9 protein-coding genes are annotated in these 13760 nt (G+C 68.4%); 8 read left to right on the top strand and 1 reads right to left on the bottom strand.

The window, feature by feature from the left end; genetic code table 11:
- The gene (gene dnaE, locus ACF66B_RS09890) at positions 1–3456 is read right to left on the bottom strand and encodes a DNA polymerase III subunit alpha (protein ID WP_111431007.1); all 3456 of its coding nucleotides are present in this window, start codon (positions 3454–3456) and stop codon (positions 1–3) included.
- A gap of 141 nt (positions 3457–3597) precedes the next feature.
- Here dnaE and ACF66B_RS09885 point away from each other — a divergent pair, with 141 nt between their 5' ends.
- From ACF66B_RS09885 to ACF66B_RS09850, 8 genes are all read left to right on the top strand, one after another.
- Positions 3598–4725: an aminodeoxychorismate synthase component I gene (locus ACF66B_RS09885; RefSeq protein ID WP_392662470.1), complete on the top strand. Its 1128-nt coding sequence runs from the start codon at positions 3598–3600 to the stop codon at positions 4723–4725.
- Complete coding sequence (locus tag ACF66B_RS09880; RefSeq protein ID WP_111431006.1) at positions 4686–5321, top strand: aminotransferase class IV; 636 nt, start codon at positions 4686–4688, stop codon at positions 5319–5321. Before ACF66B_RS09885 ends, ACF66B_RS09880 begins: the two co-directional genes overlap by 40 nt.
- Positions 5322–5594: 273 nt before the next feature.
- A complete protein-coding gene (locus tag ACF66B_RS09875) occupies positions 5595–6941 on the top strand; it encodes an FAD binding domain-containing protein (protein ID WP_111431083.1) in 1347 nt (448 codons plus the stop codon).
- The gene (gene xdhB / locus ACF66B_RS09870) at positions 6938–9229 is read left to right on the top strand and encodes a xanthine dehydrogenase molybdopterin binding subunit (RefSeq protein WP_111431005.1); all 2292 of its coding nucleotides are present in this window, start codon (positions 6938–6940) and stop codon (positions 9227–9229) included. The genes ACF66B_RS09875 and xdhB overlap by 4 nt, the downstream gene beginning before the upstream one ends.
- Entirely contained in the window at positions 9223–10197 is a 975-nt protein-coding gene (gene xdhC / locus ACF66B_RS09865; protein WP_111431004.1) for a xanthine dehydrogenase accessory protein XdhC, read from the top strand. The genes xdhB and xdhC overlap by 7 nt, the downstream gene beginning before the upstream one ends.
- Positions 10194–11723: an ABC transporter ATP-binding protein gene (locus ACF66B_RS09860; protein WP_111431003.1), complete on the top strand. Its 1530-nt coding sequence runs from the start codon at positions 10194–10196 to the stop codon at positions 11721–11723. The genes xdhC and ACF66B_RS09860 overlap by 4 nt, the downstream gene beginning before the upstream one ends.
- Positions 11710–12777, top strand: a complete 1068-nt coding sequence (locus ACF66B_RS09855) for an ABC transporter permease (RefSeq protein WP_111431002.1) — start codon at positions 11710–11712, stop codon at positions 12775–12777. Before ACF66B_RS09860 ends, ACF66B_RS09855 begins: the two co-directional genes overlap by 14 nt.
- Positions 12777–13736: an ABC transporter permease gene (locus ACF66B_RS09850; protein ID WP_111431001.1), complete on the top strand. Its 960-nt coding sequence runs from the start codon at positions 12777–12779 to the stop codon at positions 13734–13736. Before ACF66B_RS09855 ends, ACF66B_RS09850 begins: the two co-directional genes overlap by 1 nt.
- Positions 13737–13760: the final 24 nt, after the last annotated feature.

The raw sequence follows: 13760 nt of genomic DNA, 5'->3' as shown, positions 1-13760 counted from the left end.
TCAGTATTCCTCGACATGCACGACGCCCTGCACCGCCTTCAGGGCGCCGATCACCTGCGGCGTGACCGGGAAGGGCTCGGGCAGGGCGAGTTCCACCTCGCCGGGCAGATCCGCCCCCATCAGCACGATGCTCACGGGGCCGAGCGGGGCCGAGCGCGTTTCGGACTTTATCATCCCGAGCCGCGTGGCGAGCGAGCCGAGTGCACGTTCCTCGTCGACGAAGAGCCGGAGCCCCGCGCTTGCCGTGCTCCGGAGCGCGAGGTCGATCGGCTGCGCGCCCTTGGCCTGGAGCCCCAGCTCGTCTCCCTCGGGTGTGGCCACCACCGTCAGCACCACATTGCGCCCGGGCTCGAGAAAGTCGCGGGCGACGTCGAGCACGTCGGAGAACATCCGCACCTCGTAGAGCCCCGTCGGGTCCGAGAGCTTCACGAAGGCAAAGCGGTTGCCGCGCGCCGATTTCCGTTCATCCCGCACCGAGACCGCACCCGCGATCCGCGCCACGGTCGGCGCGCCGTTCGAGACGGCCTTGCGCAAAAGCTCGGCATAGCTCAGCACCCCCTCGCGCTTGAGGGCGCCCGCGTAGTCGTCGAGCGGGTGGCCGGAGAGATAGAAGCCGATCGCCGCATGTTCCTGCGCCAGCCGCTCCATCGGTGTCCATTCGTCGGGCGCGGGCAGCCGCGGCGCAGGCAGCGCGTCCACCGCCTCGCCGAAAAGGCTCACCTGCGCCGAGGCGCGTTCGTCATGGGCCTGGCCGGAATAGGCGATCAGCGCCTCGATCGAGCGGAAGACCTTGTGCCGGTTCGAATCGAGCGCATCCAGCGCGCCGGAGCGGGCCAGCATCTCGAGCGCCTTCTTGCCCACCCGCCGCAGGTCCACCCGCGCCGCGAGATCGAAGAGCCCGGTGAATTTCCCCTTCTCGCGGCGTTCCTCGGCGATGAGCCGCATCGCATCGACGCCCACGTTCTTCAGCGCCCCGAGCGCGTAGACGATCTTGCCCTCCGCGACGGTGAACCCCGCCTCGGAGCGGTTGACGCAGGGCGGCAGCGTCTCGATCCCGAGCCGGTCGACCTCCTGCTTGTAGATGCCGAGCTTGTCGGTGAGATGGATGTCGCAGTTCATCACCGCGGCCATGAACTCCACCGGATGGTTCGCCTTGAGCCAGCCCGTCTGGTAGCTCACCACCGCGTAGGCCGCGGCATGGGACTTGTTGAAGCCGTAGTTCGCGAACTTCTCGAGCAGTGCGAAGACCTCCTCGGCCTTCTTCTGCCCGACCCCGTTGGCCTTCGAGCCGTCCACGAACTTCGGCCGCTCGGCGTCCATCGCCTCCTTGATCTTCTTGCCCATCGCCCGCCGCAGCAGGTCGGCGCCGCCGAGCGAATAGCCCGCCATCACCTGCGCGATCTGCATCACCTGCTCCTGGTAGACGATGATGCCCTGGGTTTCCTTCAGGATGAAGTCGATCGAGGGGTGGAGGCTCTCGAGCTCCTCCTTGCCGTTCTTGACGTTGCAGTATTTCGGGATGTTCTCCATTGGTCCCGGCCGGTAGAGCGCCACGAGCGCGATGATGTCCTCGATGCAGGTGGGCTTGAGCTGGCGCAGCGCCGAGCGCATCCCCGCACTTTCCACCTGGAACACCGCCACCGTCTGCGCGCTGGCGTAGAGATCATAGGTCGGCTGGTCGTCGAGCGGGATCTGCCCGATATCGACCTCCACCCCGCGAAGCTTCAGGAGGTCGAGCGCATTGCGGATCACCGTCAGCGTCTTGAGGCCCAGGAAGTCGAACTTCACGAGGCCCGCGTCCTCGACCACCTTCATGTTGTATTGCGTCGCCGGCATGTCCGAGCGCGGATCGCGGTAGAGCGGCACCAGCTCGTCGAGCGGCCGGTCACCGATCACCACGCCCGCGGCATGGGTCGAGGCGTTCCTGAGCAGCCCCTCGACCTGCTGGGCGATGGTGAGGAGGCGCTCGACCTGCGGCTCGGCCTTCGCGGCCTCGCGGAGCCGCGGCTCGTCGGCCAGCGCCTTCTCGACGCTCACCGGCTTCACGCCCTCGACCGGGATGAGCTTCGAGAGCCGGTCCACCTGCCCGTAGGGCATCTGCAGCACGCGCCCGACGTCGCGCACCGCGGCCTTCGACAGCAGCGCGCCGAAGGTGATGATCTGCGCCACCTTCTCGCGGCCGTATTTCTCCTGCACGTACTGGATCACCTCCTCGCGGCGGTCCATGCAGAAGTCGATGTCGAAGTCGGGCATCGAGACGCGCTCGGGGTTGAGGAAGCGCTCGAAGAGCAGCGAATAGCGCAGCGGGTCGAGGTCGGTGATGGTGAGCGCATAGGCGACCAGCGAGCCTGCGCCCGAGCCGCGCCCCGGCCCGACCGGGATGTCATGCTCCTTGGCCCACTTGATGAAGTCCGACACGATCAGGAAGTAGCCCGGGAAGCCCATCCGCTCGATGATGCCGAGCTCGTAGTCGAGCCGCTTCTCGTACTCCTCCACCGGGGCGGCATGCGGGATCACCTCGAGCCGCTTCACCAGCCCCTCGCGCGCCTGCCGCCGCAGCTCCTCCACCTCGTCATCGGCGAAGCGCGGCAGGATCGGCGCGCGCTTGAGCGGCCGGGCCGCACAGCGCCGGGCGATCTCGACCGTGTTCTCGACCGCCTCGGGGAGATCGGCGAAAAGCTCCACCATCTCGTCCTGGCTCTTGAAGCAATGCTCGGGCGTGAGGCGCCGCCGCGGCTCGTTCTGATCGACATAGGCCCCGTCGGCGATGCAGATCAGCGCGTCATGCGCCTCGTACATCGAGCGCTTGGGGAAATAGACGTCGTTGGTCGCCACCAGCGGCAGATCCAGATCATAGGCGAGGCCCACGAGCCCGGGCTCGGTGGCGACCTCGGGGCCCCAGAGCTGCCCGTCCTCGTCCCGGTGGCGCTGCAGTTCGACATAGAGCCGGCCGGGGAAGAGCGCCGCGAGGCTCTGCGCCAGCACCTGCGCCCGGTCCGGATGGCCGTCGCGGATGAGCTGGCCGAGCGGGCCACCCGCCCCGCCGGTGAGGCAGATCAGCCCCTCGGCATGGGCGCGCAGGGCCGCCATCGGGACATGCGGCAGTGCCTGACCGGCGTCGAGATAGTTGATCGAGGTGAGCTTCAGCAGGTTGCCGAGCCCCGTCTCGTTCTGCGCGAGCAGCACGACAGGGCGGGGCGGGGGCACCGCATCGCCCGGGTTGACCGCCTCGGCATGGGCAAGGTCGAGCTGGCAGCCCATGATCGGCTGGATGCCTGCCTTCGCCATCACCTGGCTGAACTCCATCGCCCCGAACAGGTTGCCGGTATCGGTGAGCGCGACCGCGGGCATTCCGGCCGCCTCGCAGAGGCCGGGAAGCTTCTTCACCGGCACGGCGCCCTCAAGAAGCGAATAGGCGGAATGGAGGCGGAGGTGGATGAATCGCGGCTTTGACATGGCGCGAGACTAGGGGGGGCGCGAGGCCAGGTCCACTGCCGGATTTGCGCTCCGCCGTCCGCGGCGCGAGGCCGGATCGGCATTGACACAGAGCCCGTCGCATCGCATCAGCGGCGCTTTCCGGGCGGGGATTCGCAAGCGGTGCAGGAAGGCTACATCGAGCTCGATTTCGGTCCGGCCGGGGGGGCGGCACGCTTCGCCGCGCCCGTGGCCCGGGTGACTGCCGATGTCCCCGCCGATGTGCCCGCAGCGCTCGAGGCGATCGAGGCGGCGCAGGCCGCCGGGCTCTGGGCGGCGGGCTATGCAAGCTATGAGCTCGGCTATGTGCTCGAGCCCCGGCTCGCCCCGCTCCTGCCCGCCGAGCGTCGCCTGCCGCTCCTCGATTTCTGCCTCTTCGCGGCCGCACCGGGGCCCGCGCGGCCCGCAGCGCCCGGTGGGGTACTCTCGGCCTTCCGCCCGCGTTGGAGCCGGGAGGAATACGCGGCGGCCTTCGAGCGCGTTGCCGATTACCTCCGGGCGGGTGATATCTACCAGGTGAACCTCACCATGCCGCTCGATGGCCGCTGGGAGGGCGATCCTGCCGCGCTCGCCGCCGCGCTCGCGGCGCGGCAGCCGGTCGGCTTCGGGGCGCTGGTGGCGCTTGGTGAAACCGTGCTGCTCTCGCGTTCGCCGGAGCTCTTCTTCGCGCTCGACGGGCAGGGCGGGATCGAGGCGTGGCCGATGAAGGGCACCGCGCCCCGCGACACCGATCCGGCCCGCGACGCGCACCTCGCCGCGGCCCTCGCGGTCGATCCCAAGAATCGCGCCGAGAACCTGATGATCGTCGATCTGCTGCGCAACGACATCGGCCGGATTGCCGAGATCGGTTCCGTCCGGGTGCCGGCACTCTTCGAGGTCGAGACCTACGCCACCGTGCACCAGATGATCTCGCGGGTTCGGGGCCGTCTCCGCCCCGGCACCGGCCTTGCTGGTCTCTTCGCTGCGCTCTTTCCCTGCGGCTCCGTGACCGGTGCGCCCAAGGTCCGTGCGATGGAAATCATCCGCGAGCTCGAACCCTGGCCGCGCGAGGCCTATTGCGGCGCCATCGGCTGGCTCGCGCCGGACGGCCGCGCCGCCTTCAACGTGCCGATCCGCACGCTGACGCTCTCGCCGGGCGGCGCTGCGGTGCTCAACGTCGGCGGCGGCATCGTCGCCGATTCGACGGCCGCATCGGAATACGAGGAAGCACTGTGGAAAGCGCGTTTCGCGGCCCCCTTCCCGGAGGGCTGACCCTCATCGAGACTTTCGGCTGGCGCGAGGGAGCCTTTGTCCGGCTGGAGCTGCATCTTGCGCGCCTCGAAGCGACGGCGCGTGCCCTCGGCGTGCCCTTCGAGCGCGCGGCCATCGACCGGGCCCTTGCGGCCCTCGGCGGTGCGGATCCCCTGCGCGTGCGCCTCACGCTCGATCTCGCGGGGCGGCCGGCGGTGCAGTCCGCGCCGCTCCTGCCGGGGCCCGAGGTCTGGAAGGTCGCCGTCCATGCCGAACGCCTCGACCCAACTGATCCCTGGCTGCGGGTGAAGACGAGCCTCCGCGCCCGCTACGACCGCGCCCGGGCCGCGCTGCCGGAGGGGCTCGACGAATGGCTCTTCCTCAACACCCGCGGCGAGCTCTGCGAGGGCACGATCACCAATGTCTTCCTGCGACGCGGCGGCCTGCTGCTGACCCCGCCGCTTGCCTCGGGCCTCCTGCCGGGCGTGTTGCGCGAAGCGCTTCTCGACGAGGGGCGCGCCCGCGAGGCGGTGCTCACCGAAGGCGACCTCCGCGAGGGAGAGCTCCTCATCGGCAATTCGCTTCGCGGCCTCTTGCCCGCGCGCCTGGTGCCCTGAATTTGCCATACGAATTCCATATCGATTCCATACGGATTCCATACGCCCTTTTCCGCCTGGCCGGCCCGCGGCGCCTGCGGTTGATGCGCATACTGCCCAAGCACCCGGCACGCCGATCCACCACCGCCCAAACGGCGGGCAGCCACGGGGATACCCTTTGCTCGCGCCTTGCAATCCGGCGGTTTTCATTGCCAGATGACGGCTCTAGCCAGATCCGGAGCCCCGAATGCCGAAATCCGCCGTCTGCCTCGCATCTCGTGTCCGGCACCCGTGATGGCGGTGCTGCGCTTCCGCCTCAACGGCCGCCCCGTCGAAATTCCCGACCCGGCCCCGACGCAAACCCTCCTCGACTGGCTCCGTGAGGAAAAGGCCCTTACGGGCACCAAGGAGGGCTGCAACGAAGGAGATTGCGGGGCCTGCACGGTCATGGTGACCGGCCCCTCGGGCCCCCGCGCGCTCAACGCCTGCATCCTGTTCCTGCCCCAGATCGAGGGGCTTTCGGTCCGCACCGTCGAGGGGCTCGCGGGCGAAAACGGGCTCCACCCGGTGCAGGAGGCGATGGTCGAGCATCACGGCTCTCAATGCGGCTTCTGCACGCCGGGCATCGTGATGTCGCTCGCGGTTGCCCAGATGCAGGGGCGGCAGGACTGGGACGACGTGCTCGCGGGCAACCTTTGCCGCTGCACCGGCTACGCTCCGATCCTGCGGGCCGCCGAGGCCGCCTCCGCGCTTTCCTCGCCCGCGCTCGACCCTCAGGAAGTTTCGCCGCCACGTCAGGATCTCGACGATTTTGCGGACTGGTATGCCGATCATCCCGGCGCCGTGCTCGTGGGCGGGGCGACCGATGTGGGGCTGTGGGTGACGAAGGCGCTGAGGGAACTGCCCGAAGTCGCGTTCCTCTCGCAGGTCGCCGGGCTTGATCGCATCGAGGAAACGCCGGACGGTTTGCGCATCGGAGCCATGGTCGACATGGAGCGCCTGCGTGGGGCGGTCGCGCCACATTACGCCGATCTCGCCGAGATGCTGCGGCGCTTCGCCTCGGTCCAGGTGCGCAATGCCGCGACCATCGGCGGCAACATTGCCAACGGCTCGCCGATCGGCGACAGCCCGCCCGCGCTGATTGCACTCGGGGCTCGGCTGACCCTGCGGCGGGCTGCCGTGCGGCGGGAGATCCCGCTGGAGGATTTCTTCCTTGATTATGGCAAGCAGGATCGCGCGCCGGGCGAGTTCGTCGAAAGCGTCTTCATCCCGGCCCAGCCCGACAGGCTGCGCTGCTACAAGGTGTCGAAACGCTTCGATCAGGACATTTCGGCCGTCTGCGGCTGCTTTGCCCTCACCATCGAAAGCGGCGGGATCGTCGCGGCCCGTATCGCCTTTGGCGGAGTCGCCGCCACGCCGAAGCGCGCGCGCGCCGTCGAGACATTTCTCGTCGGCAAGCCCTGGTCCGAGGCGACGATCCGCTCCGCACAACCGATCTTCGCCGAGGATTACAGCCCGATCAGCGACATGCGCGCCTCCGCTGCCTATCGCGCGCGGCTCTGCGGCAACCTTCTGATGCGCTATTTTCTCGAGACCGAGGGCGCAACGGCGATACGGCTTGCCGGGGAGGCGCTGGCATGACGGTTCATCGATCCCTCCCGCATGAAAGCGGCCCGCTGCATGTCACTGGCACCGCGCGCTATGTTGATGACGTGCCGCTGCCGCCGGGCGCGCTGCATCTCGCCTTCGGCCTCTCGGACCGGGCGCGAGCGCGGATCACGGCCATGGATCTCGACGCGGTGCGGGCCGCACCCGGTGTCGTCGCGGTGTTGACCGCGGCGGATCTGCCGGGAGCGAACGATGTCTCGCCCTCGCCGGTGCCCGAGCCGATGCTGGCCGAGGGCGAGGTGTTCTTCCACGGCCAGCCGCTCTTTCTCGTGGTTGCCGAAAGCCATCTCGCCGCCCGCAAGGCAGCGCGGCTCGGCAAGGTCAGCTACGAGGACCTGCCGGCGCTCCTGACCATCGACGATGGCCTCGCGGTGGACAGTCTGATCGAGCCGCCGGTCGAATATCTGCGGGGGGCGCCGGAACCCGCCATCGCGGCTGCTGCCCATGTCATCGAAGGCACGATGGAGATCGGCGGCCAGGAGCATTTCTACCTCGAGGGGCAGGCGGCCCACGCCGTCCCGGGCGAAGGCGACGAGATTCTGGTGCTCTCCTCGACCCAGCACCCGAGCGAAATCCAGCACAAGGTCGCCCACGCGCTGCATGTGCCCTTCAACGCCGTCCGGGTCGAGATGCGGCGCATGGGCGGCGGCTTCGGGGGCAAGGAAAGTCAGGGCAATGCGCTCGCGGTCTCCTGCGCCGTGGCGGCCCGGCTGACAGGCAGGCCCTGCGCCATGCGCTACGACCGCGACGACGACATGGTGATCACGGGCAAGCGCCATCCCTTCCAGGTGCGTTATCGCGCCGGCGTTGCAGCGGACGGGCGGCTCGAAGGGATCGTTTTCGAGCAGTTCTGCAATTGCGGCTGGTCGAACGATCTTTCGCTGCCCGTGGCGGACCGGGCAATGCTCCATGCCGACAATGCCTATTTCCTGCCGCATGTACGGATCACCTCCCACCGGGTGAAGACCAACCTCTGCTCCTTCACCGCGTTCCGTGGCTTCGGCGGGCCGCAGGGGCTCGTCGGCATCGAGCGGGTGATGGACCATATTGCCGCAAGCCTCCGGCTCGACCCGCTGAGCGTCCGGCAGGCCAATCTCTACGACAGGGAGGGGCCGCGCACCGTCACGCCCTACCACATGGTGGTGGAAGACAACGTGGCGCCCGAGCTCATCGCAGACCTGGCAGTGCGCGCGGACTATGCCGAACGGCGGGCCGGGATCGCGGCCTTCAATGCGGAAAGCCGGGTTCTGAAGCGCGGCATTGCCCTCACACCCGTGAAGTTCGGGATTTCCTTCACGCTCACCCATCTCAACCAGGCCGGCGCGCTCGTCCATGTCTATACCGACGGCTCGGTCCATCTCAATCATGGCGGCACCGAGATGGGGCAGGGGCTGCACACCAAGGTCGCGCAAGTGGCGGCGGGTGTCTTCGGCCTGCCGCTGGGCGCTGTCCGGATCACCGCGACCGATACCGGCAAGGTGCCCAATACCTCGGCTACGGCAGCCTCCTCGGGCTCCGACCTCAATGGCATGGCGGTGAAGGCTGCCTGCGACACCATCGCCGATCGGCTGCGCGATTTCGCCGCCGAACGCTGGCAGATCGATCGTGATGCGATCCGGTTCGAGGGCGGCGAGGTGGTGATCGGTGCCGAGCGGCTGCGCTTTGCAGAACTGGTCGAGGCCGCCTACATGGCGCGGGTGCAGCTTTCGGCAACAGGTTACTACGCCACCCCGAAGGTGCAGTGGGACCGGCGCGCGGGCCGGGGCAGGCCTTTCTACTACTTCGCCTATGGCGCGGCGGTGACGGAGGTCGCCATCGACACGCTTACCGGCGAATATCGCATCCTGCGGGCGGACATTCTCCACGACGTGGGAGCGAGCCTCAACCCGGCCATCGACATTGGCCAGATCGAGGGCGCCTATGTGCAGGGCGCAGGCTGGCTCACGACCGAGGAGCTGGTCTGGGACGGGCAGGGGCGGCTCCGCACCCATGCGCCTTCGACCTACAAGATCCCCTGCGCCTCCGACCGGCCGCAGGTCTTCAATGTGGCGCTCTGGGACGGGCGCAACCGGGAGGAGACCATTCACCGCTCGAAAGCGGTGGGTGAGCCTCCGTTCATGCTCGGGGTGTCGGCCCTCATGGCGATTTCCGACGCGATCGCCGCGTGCGGCGACGGAAGCCGCTACGTCGCGCTCGATGCGCCCGCAACACCGGAACGGGTACTTCGGGCGGTTGATGCCCAGCGGGGCATCGCATGGTGAGCGAGGGCTTCGACCTCGGCGCGATCACGGCGGCAGTGGCGCGCCAAGGCGCTGTTGTTCGCATCGTCGTCGCCGCGTTCCGCGGCTCGGCGCCGCGCGAAACCGGGGCTGCGATGCTGGTCTCGCGCGCGGGGCAATCAGGCACGATCGGCGGTGGCGCGCTGGAGTTCGAGGCGGCGCGTCATGCGCGAGCACTGCTGGATGCGCCACCGGAGCGCTGGGCACGGGCGCTGCTGCAGATGCCGCTCGGCCCTGCGCTCGGGCAGTGCTGCGGCGGGGCGGTGACGCTGCTGCTTGAGCGCTTCGGGCCGGAAGAGGTGGCAGCGCTGGAACAGGAAACCACGCCGGTCTTTGCCCGGCCAGTCGCCTCCGGCACCGCCCCGGAGGCTGTGCTTGGGGCGCGCCGCCAGCGCCGTTCGGCGCGTTCGGGCGAGGGGGGCCAGTCAGGGCTTTCGGACGGCCTGATGGTCGAGCGCTTCGCCGAGCCGGTGCAGCCGGTCTGGCTCTACGGCGCGGGGCATGTCGGGCGCGCCATTGTTCGGGTGGTGGAGGATCTGCCGCTTGCGGTCACCTGGGTCGATACTGCTCGCGCGCGCTTTCCCGAGGCAATCCCGGCGCATGTCACGATGCTGGTCGCCGCCGATCCGGCGCGCGCCGCACTCCATGCAACTGATGACGCGATGCATCTGGTGCTTACCTATTCGCACGCGCTCGATCTGGAGATCTGCCACACGGTGCTCGGGCGACCGTTCCGGCATCTCGGGCTGATCGGCTCGGCCTCGAAACGGGCGCGGTTTCTCTCGCGGCTCGCCGCGCTCGGGCACCCGGAGGCGGCGCTGGCGCGGCTGTCCTGCCCGATCGGCGACCGCAGCCTCGGCAAGCGGCCCGCGGCCATTGCGCTCGGGGTTGTGGCGGAGCTCGTACGGCGGGCCGAGGCCGGAACGGAACAGGAGATGCTGAGCGCATGAGTGTGCTGCTCGATCTCGACGGGATCACCAAGACCTATCCCGGCGTGAAGGCCAATGACGATGTGAGCTTCTCCATCGAAATCGGTGAGATCCACGCGCTTCTCGGCGAAAACGGCGCCGGCAAGTCGACGCTCGTGAAGATGATCTATGGCCTCGCCCGTCCGGATGCTGGCGCCATGCATCTTGGCGGGGTTGCCTACGCTCCGCATGGGCCGGTGGCGGCGCGGGCGGCCGGGGTCGCCATGGTCTTCCAGCATTTCTCGCTCTTTGAGGCGCTGACGGTGGCCGAGAACATCGAGCTCGGCATGGAAAATGCGCCGCCGCGCCGCGAGCTCGCGCAGCGGATCCGCGAGGTCTCGGCGGAATACGGGTTGCCCCTCGAGCCCGATCGGCTGATCGGCGATCTTTCGGTCGGCATCCGCCAGCGGGTCGAGATCGTGCGCTGCCTGCTGCAATCGCCGCGGCTGCTCATCATGGACGAGCCGACCTCTGTGCTGACACCGCAGGAAGTGGAGCAGCTTTTCGCGACCCTGACGAAACTTCGCGCGGAAGGGGTCTCGATCCTCTACATCTCCCACAAGCTCGACGAGATCCGCCAGCTCTGCGACCGGGCGACGATCCTGCGCGGCGGCAAGGTCGTCGCGACCTGCATTCCCGCGCAGGAAACCGCACGCAGCATGGCGGGCATGATGATCGGGCAGGAGCTGGCCCAGCCGAGCGTGCGCGACTTCTCCCCCGGCGAGGTGCTCCTTGAACTCGAGGGGCTGAGCCTGCCCGCGGCGGGCCAGTTCGGCGTTGCGCTCCATGGCATCGGTTTCCGGTTGCGGGCGGGTGAAATCCTCGGAATTGGCGGGGTGGCCGGCAACGGGCAGGACGAGTTCCTGCTGGCGCTTTCCGGCGAACGTCGGGTGGAGCCTCGCATGATCCGGCTCGCGGGCCGGCCCATCGGCGGGCGCGGCCCGGAGGTGCGGCGGGGAGCGGGCCTTCTCACCGCGCCCGAGGAGCGGCTGGGCCATGCGGCGGCGCCCGCGATGACCCTGGCCGAGAACGCCTTGCTCACGGGGCGCCGGCGGGCCGGGCTCACCCAGGGCGGTTTCCTCAGAAGCGGCGCCATCGGCGCCTTCGCTCGCCGCATCATCGCGGATTTCGACGTGCGCACGCCGGGCATCGAAACGCTGGCCCGCGCGCTCTCGGGTGGCAATCTGCAGAAATTCGTCATCGGCCGTGAGGTGCTTCAGGCTCCGAGCGTGCTCGTGGTCAACCAACCGACCTGGGGTGTGGATGCCCATGCCGCTGCCCAGATCCGTGGCGCGCTGCAGGCGCTCGCGGACGGTGGCGCGGGGGTGATCGTTATCAGCCAGGATCTGGATGAGCTGATGGAAATATCGGATACTTTTGCGGTGCTCGCCAACGGGCGCATGTCGCCGGTGCGCCCTGCCACCGGGCTCGACATCGAGACCATCGGGCGCATGATGGGTGGCGCCTTCGGGGCCGCAGATGCGGAGTTCTCCCATGCTTCGGCTTGAGCCGCGCACCAGCGCTTCGCCCCTCGTCGAGGCGATCACGCCGGTGGGCGCCGTCATTGCCACGATGGTCGCGGGTGGCTGCCTCTTTGCGCTGCTGGGCAAGAACCCGTTCGAAGCGATCCACATGATCTTCGTCGCGCCGCTGCTCGACCCCTATTCGCGGAGCGAGATGCTCATCAAGGCAACCCCGCTCGTGCTCATCGCCCTCGGCCTTTCCTTCGGCTTCCGGGCAGGGGTCTGGAACATCGGCGCCGAGGGGCAATACGTGATGGGAGGGCTTGCGGGCAGCGCGGTGGCGCTGGCCTTCTGGAATGTCGAGGGCGCATGGCTCCTGCCGCTCATGGTGCTGGCGGGCATGGCCGGAGGCTGCCTCTGGGCGATGATCCCGGCGGTACTGAAGGTCCGCTTCAACGCGAATGAGATCCTTGTGAGTCTCATGCTCGTCTATGTCGCGGGCCTGTTCCTCTCCGCCATGGTCTCCGGGCCGCTCAAGGATCCCCAGGGCTTCAATTTCCCGCAAAGCCGCCTGTTTCACGACAGCGCGCGCCTGCCCGTGCTCCTTGAGGGAAGCCGGGTGCATGTCGGCGTGCTGGTCGCCCTGGCCGCCGTCGTCCTCGCGCAGGTGCTGCTCCATCGCCATATGTTCGGCTTCAACGTCCGCTTGCTCGGCCAGGCGCCGCGCGCCGCGGCCTTCTCGGGGGTGAACGCGAACCGGTTGACGGTCATCTGTCTCGCGCTCTCGGGCAGTCTTGCGGGGCTTGCAGGGATCTTCGAGGTGGCAGGGCCGATCGGCCAGCTCCAGCCGAGCCTGCCCGTCGGATACGGCTTCACGGCGATCATCGTGGCCTTTCTCGGGCGGCTCAGCCCCATCGGCATCCTCCTCGCCGGGCTTGTCATGGCGCTCACCTACATCGGCGGCGAGACCGCGCAGTTTGCGCTTGGCATCCCCAAGGCGGCGATCTCGGTGTTTCAGGGCATGCTGCTCTTCTTCCTGCTCGCGGCGGATCTCCTCACGCGCTACCGCATCGCGCGGATCAGGCGGGGGGTAGTCTGATGGATCTCTCGGCCATTGATCCGATCACCCTCTTCGTGGGGCTGGTTTCTGCCGCAACGCCGCTGCTTTTCGCGGCAATCGGTGAGCTCGTCGTCGAGAAATCCGGCGTGCTCAACCTCGGCGTCGAGGGAATGATGATCATCGGTGCGGTCTGCGGCTTCGCGGCGGCGACCACGGCCGGCTCCTCGGCGGTGGGCTTTGTCGCCGGGGCCGCGGGAGGCGCTGCGCTCGCGCTGCTCTTCGGAGTGATGACCCAGTATTTCCTCACCAACCAGGTCGCGACCGGGCTTGCGCTCACGCTCTTCGGGCTGGGCCTCGCGGCGCTCATCGGCCAACCCTTCACCGGTATCAAGCCGCCGCCCTTCCACGGCCTCGACATCCCGGTGCTCTCGGATCTGCCGGTGCTCGGCCGGATGTTCTTCCGTTACGACATCGTGCTCTATCTCGGCGTCGGGCTCATCGCACTGGTCTGGGTCTTTCTCAATCGGACGCGCACGGGGCTCATCTTGCGCGCCGTGGGCGAGAACCACGATGCGGCGCATTCGCTCGGTTATCCGGTGGTGAAGATCCGTCTTGCTGCGATCGCCTTTGGCGGTGCCTGCGCGGGCGTCGGCGGATCCTATCTCAGCCTCGTGCGCGTGCCGCAGTGGACGGAGGGCATGACGGCGGGTACGGGCTGGATTGCGCTCGCCATCGTCGTTTTCGCCGCCTGGAAGCCGTGGCGGATCCTGCTCGGCGCCTGGCTTTTCGGTGGCGTAACGATTCTTCAACTTAATCTTCAGGCTTCGGGGTTCCTGTCGTGGCTGCAGTCGCTCGGGATCCCGATGCAGGCGCAGTACCTGTCGATGACGCCATATCTCGTCACGATCCTCGTGCTGGTGGTGATCTCGGCGGACCGCACCCGCGCGGCCCTGAACGCGCCCGGCTGTCTTGGCCGGTCGTTCACGCAATCCGGCTGAGAGGCCGGGCAATTCGGTGGCGGG

The organism is Amaricoccus sp. B4, from assembly GCF_043226085.1.
Lineage (GTDB): Bacteria > Pseudomonadota > Alphaproteobacteria > Rhodobacterales > Rhodobacteraceae > Amaricoccus.
This window is presented reverse-complemented; position numbering and strand designations above follow the sequence as displayed.

Coding starts and splice junctions, on each gene's coding strand:
- ACF66B_RS09855 (WP_111431002.1), top strand. CDS start 11,710: ATGCTTCGGCTTGAGCCGCGCACCAGCGCTTCGCCCCTCGTCGAGGCG.
- xdhC (WP_111431004.1), top strand. CDS start 9,223: ATGGTGAGCGAGGGCTTCGACCTCGGCGCGATCACGGCGGCAGTGGCG.
- dnaE (WP_111431007.1), bottom strand. CDS start 3,456: ATGTCAAAGCCGCGATTCATCCACCTCCGCCTCCATTCCGCCTATTCG.
- xdhB (WP_111431005.1), top strand. CDS start 6,938: ATGACGGTTCATCGATCCCTCCCGCATGAAAGCGGCCCGCTGCATGTC.
- ACF66B_RS09850 (WP_111431001.1), top strand. CDS start 12,777: ATGGATCTCTCGGCCATTGATCCGATCACCCTCTTCGTGGGGCTGGTT.
- ACF66B_RS09875 (WP_111431083.1), top strand. CDS start 5,595: ATGGCGGTGCTGCGCTTCCGCCTCAACGGCCGCCCCGTCGAAATTCCC.
- ACF66B_RS09860 (WP_111431003.1), top strand. CDS start 10,194: ATGAGTGTGCTGCTCGATCTCGACGGGATCACCAAGACCTATCCCGGC.